5 protein-coding genes are annotated in these 4,982 nt (G+C 67.5%); 4 read left to right on the plus strand and 1 reads right to left on the minus strand.

The genetic code is table 11. The features are described 5' to 3' along the window. Window positions 1–475 (minus strand): AraC family ligand binding domain-containing protein (locus AB4Y84_RS13020; RefSeq protein ID WP_442250246.1); only part of this gene is annotated, 475 nt, incomplete at its 3' end. 178 nt (window positions 476–653) lie between these two features. Here AB4Y84_RS13020 and emrR point away from each other — a divergent pair. From emrR to emrB, 4 genes are all read left to right on the plus strand, one after another. Then, window positions 654–1,097 carry a multidrug efflux system transcriptional regulator EmrR gene (gene emrR / locus AB4Y84_RS13025; protein ID WP_025877626.1) on the plus strand — a complete coding sequence of 148 codons (444 nt, stop codon included), beginning with the start codon at window positions 654–656 and terminating at the stop codon, window positions 1,095–1,097. Next, entirely contained in the window at window positions 1,094–2,587 is a 1,494-nt protein-coding gene (gene emrC, locus AB4Y84_RS13030; protein ID WP_442243747.1) for a multidrug efflux transporter outer membrane subunit EmrC, read from the plus strand. Before emrR ends, emrC begins: the two co-directional genes overlap by 4 nt. An 11-nt stretch (window positions 2,588–2,598) precedes the next feature. Further along, on the plus strand, window positions 2,599–3,777 hold the full coding sequence (emrA, locus tag AB4Y84_RS13035) for a multidrug efflux MFS transporter periplasmic adaptor subunit EmrA (protein ID WP_025877623.1): 1,179 nt from the start codon (window positions 2,599–2,601) through the stop codon (window positions 3,775–3,777). Window positions 3,778–3,785: 8 nt separating this feature from the next. Then, on the plus strand, window positions 3,786–4,982 hold a 1,197-nt coding region (gene emrB / locus AB4Y84_RS13040), incomplete at its 3' end, for a multidrug efflux MFS transporter permease subunit EmrB (RefSeq protein WP_442250247.1).

The raw sequence follows: 4,982 nt of genomic DNA on the forward strand, positions 1-4,982 counted from the left end.
GGCGCGGCGCGGTGCGGATCTCGTCCAGCAGCACGTTGATGATGTGCTGCCGCTCGGCGGTGCTTTCGTAGTCCTGCGGCCAGTCGCAGATGCGTTCGGCCACCGCCTGCGCCAGCCGCGAGATGCCCAGCACGCACGGGTCGGCAGGCAATTCGGCGCACAGCGGTGCGGCCAGCACCATGCCCCAGCCGCGCAGGGGGCCATCGATGTGGACCGTATGCGGTTCGGCCGGTGGCATCCAGCCTGCCGAGCCTGGCGCCAGCGACCAGGTGCCATGCGAGGTGCGTGTTGTCAGCAGGCCGCGTTCGACGCAGATCAGCTGCGCGCGGACGTGGTGATGCCAGTCCACTTCTCGGGCCAGTCCCTGCGGGCTGTCGAAGCGGAAGGCGATGACCGGCGGGCCGTCATTGCGCTCGAACCAGTCCAGCGCTTCTTCACGCAGCAGGGTGGCCGGTCCGGGTTCGCCCGCCTTCACGTGGGCTGGGGGTGGCTTGAATGTGACATTCATTGGCTGGATTGTACTACCGGGCCAGTTGGGAGCGCCATTAAGGTGGCGCCTTCACCTGATCCAGCCCACTGCTGCAACACAGCATTTGATGCCAGATCGAATATTTCCATTGAGAAATATTTTTTTTGGAAGAGAATGCTCCCCCATGATCTGTCCTGCAACCACTCCCCCCAGCTTCGGCCTGCTGCTGCGCCAGGTGCGCGACGGCCTGGTCCGCCAGCTCGACGCGTCCATGGCCGAGGAAGACCTCGGCATCGGCTTCACCCACTACATCGGGCTGAAGGTGCTCTCGAACATGGCGCCGTGCACGGCCAACGAGCTGGCCCAGGCCATCGACCAGGTGCCCAGCGCGGTCACCCGCCTGCTGGACAAGCTGGAAGCGCTCGGTTGCGTGCGCCGCGAGCCGCATGCCCAGGACCGGCGTGCGCTGCAGATCGTATTGACCGATGAAGGCCGCGCGCTGTGGGCGCGGTTGAAGCTGCGCGGCGACGCGGTGATGGATTACGCCCTGCGCGATCTGTCCGCCGACGAACGCACGCAGCTGCTGTCCCTCCTGACCCGAATCCGCGATTCCTTGACGACCCCATGAACCCGATCCCGTATCCCACTCTCCGCCGCTCCGGGCGCGCGCTGCTGGTTTCAGCGCTGGCCCTGGCCCTGGCCGCCTGCGCCAGCAGCCGCGGCCTGAACCCGCAGGGCCACGTGCTCGACGTGGGCAGCCTGCACAGCGAACGCACCCTGGCCGACAGCGATCTGAGCGCCGCCGGTTTTCCCGCCCAGGACTGGTGGAAGGCACTGGGCGATGCGCAGCTGGATGCGCTGATCGCCGAAGGCCTGGCCGGCCATCCGAGCCTGGACGCCGCCGACGCCCGCCTGCGCCAGGCACAGTCACAGGTCGGCACCGCACGCGCTGATCGCCTGCCAAGCCTGTCCGTGTCCGGTGGCTACACCGGCCTGCGCCTGCCCGAATCGATGGCCGGCGATGAAATCGGTGGCCACTACGCCGGCAGCAGCCAGGTCGCCTTCGATTTCAGCTACGGCATCGACCTCTGGGGTGGCAAGCGCGCCGCCTGGGAGGCCGCCGTGGACGGCGCCCACGCCGCTACCGTCGAGGCCCAGGCCGCACGCCTGAACCTGTCCACCGGCATCGCCCAGGCCTATACCGACCTGGCCTACGCCTGGCAGCTCAACGACGTGGCCGAAGAAGAGCTGGCGCGCTCGCAGAAGTCGCTGGAACTGACCCGTCAGCGTCGCAGCGCCGGCATCGACAGTGATCTGCAGGTACGCCAGGCCGAAGCCCGTGTGCCGGCCGCACAGCAGCAGTTGCTGGCGGCGCAGCAGCGCATCGATGCGGGACGCACTGCGTTGGCCGCGTTGGTCGGCAAGGGCCCGGACCGGGGCCTGTCGATCGAACGCCCGCGGGCGATGAACCCGCTGGCCCTGCAGCTGCCGGGTGTAGTGCCCAGCGAACTGCTCGGTCGTCGCCCCGACATCGTCGCCGCGCGCTGGCGGGTGGAAGCGGCCGACAAGCAGATCAAGGTCGCCAAGACCCGGTTCTACCCGAGCCTCAACCTGACCGCGCTGGCCGGCGTGGTCGCACCGAATGTCGGTGACCTGCTGCAGAGCAGTTCCAGCTTCGCCTACATCGGCCCGGCGCTGAGCCTGCCGATCTTCGAAGGCGGCAAGCTGCGCGCCAACCTGGCCAACACCGATGCGCAGTACGACCTGGCCGTAGCGAACTACAACCAGGCGGTGCTCGACGCACTGCGCGACGTGGCCGACCAGGTCAACGCGGTGCGCTCACTGGCGCAGCAGGCGCAGTCGCAGCAGCAGGCGGTGGATACCGCACGCGCCGCGTTCGACCTGGCCCAGCAGCGCTATCGCGCCGGCATCGGCAGCTACCTGGACGTGTTGACCGCGCAGTCCACCCTGCTGCAATCGCAGCAGCAGCTGGCCGGCCTGCAGTCGCAGCAGCTGCAGACCTCGGTGCGCCTGAGCAAGGCGCTCGGCGGTGGTTTCCAGCCCAGTGACGCTGATGCCGCACCGCTTGCTTCCCATTCCGATTCCTCGCATTCCTGAAGACRCCTGCCATGAGCCAGACCCAAGACACTGCGGCCCCCGCCGCCCCCAACCGCCGCGGCAAGCTGTTGCGCGGCCTGTTCGTGATCGTCGTGCTGCTGCTGGCGGCACTGGCGCTGTGGTACTTCATGTTCGGCCGTTGGTTCGAAGAGACCGACGACGCCTACGTGCAGGGCAACCAGGTGCAGATCACCCCGCTGGTGGCCGGTACCGTGGTCGCCATCAACGCCGATGACGGCATGCGCGTGGAGCGCGGCCAGCTGCTGGTGCAGCTGGACCCGGCCGATACCTCGGTGGCCCTGCAGCAGGCCGAAGCCAACCTGGCCAAGACCGTGCGCCAGACCCGCGGCCTGTACCGCAGCGTCGAAGGTGCGCAGGCGGACTTGAACGCACGCCAGGTGACCCTGAAGCGCGTGCGCGACGACTTCGCACGCCGCAAGGGCCTGGCCGCCACCGGCGCCATCTCCAACGAAGAACTGGCCCACGCCCGCGATGAACTGGCGGCTGCCGAAGCGGCCGTGGCCGGTTCGCGCGAGACCGTCGAGCGCAACCGCGCACTGGTCGATGACACCGTGATCGCCACCCAGCCGGATGTGCAGGCTGCCGCCGCGCAGCTGCGCCAGGCCTTCCTCAACAACGCACGTTCGGGCATCGTCGCGCCGGTCACCGGCTATGTCGCCCGTCGTTCGGTGCAGGTCGGCCAGCGCGTGCAGCCGGGCAATGCGCTGATGGCGGTGGTGCCGACCGAGCAGATGTGGGTCGAAGCCAACTTCAAGGAAACCCAGCTGCGGCACATGCGCTTGGGCCAGGAAGTGGAGCTGAAGTCGGACCTGTATGCCGGCGACGTCAAGTACAAGGGCCGCATCGATAGCCTGGGCCTGGGCACCGGCTCGGCGTTCTCGCTGCTGCCGGCGCAGAACGCCAGCGGCAACTGGATCAAGATCGTGCAGCGCGTGCCGGTGCGCATCGCCATCGATGCCAAGCAGCTGGCCGAACACCCGCTGCGCATCGGCCTGTCGATGAAGGCCGAGGTGAGCCTGCGCGACCAGAAGGGCGAAGTGCTGCCGAGCGCAGCCGCCAAGGGCACGGTGTTCGACACCGACGTGTATGCCAAGCAGCTGCACGATGCCGATGAGGTGATCCACACGATCATCCAGGGCAACCTGCCGCAGCAGTCCAAGGCGAGCTGAGGTCGGCCATGTCCGCACAAGCTCCAGCTGCGCCCGGCTCTCCGGGCGCACCGGCGGCGCCGGGTGCGGCCGCCGGCTTCCTGCCACCCAGTGTGGCCCTGTGCACCGTGGGCCTGGCGATGGCCTCGTTCATGCAGGTGCTCGATACCACCATTGCCAACGTCTCGCTGCCGACCATCGCCGGTAATCTTGGCGCCAGTTCGCAGCAGGCAACGTGGGTCATCACCTCGTTCGCGGTCAGCACCGCGATCGCGCTGCCGCTGACCGGCTGGCTCAGCCGTCGCTTCGGCGAGCGCAAGCTGTTCGTGTGGGCCACGCTGGCCTTCGTGATCACCTCGCTGCTGTGCGGCCTGGCCCAGAGCATGGGCATGCTGGTGCTGTCGCGTGCACTGCAGGGCTTCGTCGCCGGCCCGATGTACCCGATCACCCAGTCGCTGCTGGTCTCGATCTATCCACGGGAGAAACGCGGGCAGGCGCTGGCGCTGCTGGCGATGATCACCGTGGTGGCGCCGATCTGCGGTCCGATCCTCGGTGGCTGGATCACCGACAACTACAGCTGGGAATGGATCTTCCTGATCAACGTGCCGCTGGGCATCTTCGCTGCGCTGGTGGTGGGCAACCAATTGAAGGGTCGCCCCGAGCACGTCGAGAAGCCGAAGATGGACTACGTCGGCCTGGTCACCCTGGTGATCGGCGTGGGCGCATTGCAGCTGGTGCTCGACCTGGGCAACGACGAAGACTGGTTCTCGTCGATGAAGATCGTGGTACTGGCCTGCGTGGCCGTGGTGGCGCTGACCGTGTTCCTGATCTGGGAGCTGACCGACAAGGACCCGATCGTCGACCTGAAGCTGTTCCGGCACCGCAACTTCCGCGCCGGCACGCTGGCGATGGTGGTGGCCTACGCCGCGTTCTTCAGCGTGGCCCTGCTGATTCCGCAGTGGTTGCAGCGCGACATGGGTTACACCGCGATATGGGCAGGCCTGGCGACGGCGCCGATCGGCATCCTGCCAGTGATCATGACCCCGTTCGTGGGCAAGTACGCATCGCGTTTCGACATGCGCATGCTGGCCACGATCGCGTTCGTGGTGCTGTCGATGACCAGCTTCCTGCGTTCGGGTTTCAACCTGCAGGTGGACTTCAATCATGTGGCCGGCGTGCAGCTGATCATGGGCATCGGCGTGGCGTTGTTCTTCATGCCGGTGCTG

The sequence above is a fragment of the Stenotrophomonas sp. 2YAF22 genome (genome assembly GCF_052114665.1).
In the GTDB taxonomy this organism is placed as follows: Bacteria; Pseudomonadota; Gammaproteobacteria; order Xanthomonadales; family Xanthomonadaceae; genus Stenotrophomonas; species Stenotrophomonas indicatrix.

Excerpts from the sequence above, each read along its gene's own strand:
- emrA (WP_025877623.1), top strand. The coding sequence starts at position 2,599 with ATGAGCCAGACCCAAGACACTGCGGCCCCCGCCGCCCCCAACCGCCGC.
- emrC (WP_442243747.1), top strand. The coding sequence starts at position 1,094 with ATGAACCCGATCCCGTATCCCACTCTCCGCCGCTCCGGGCGCGCGCTG.
- emrR (WP_025877626.1), top strand. The coding sequence starts at position 654 with ATGATCTGTCCTGCAACCACTCCCCCCAGCTTCGGCCTGCTGCTGCGC.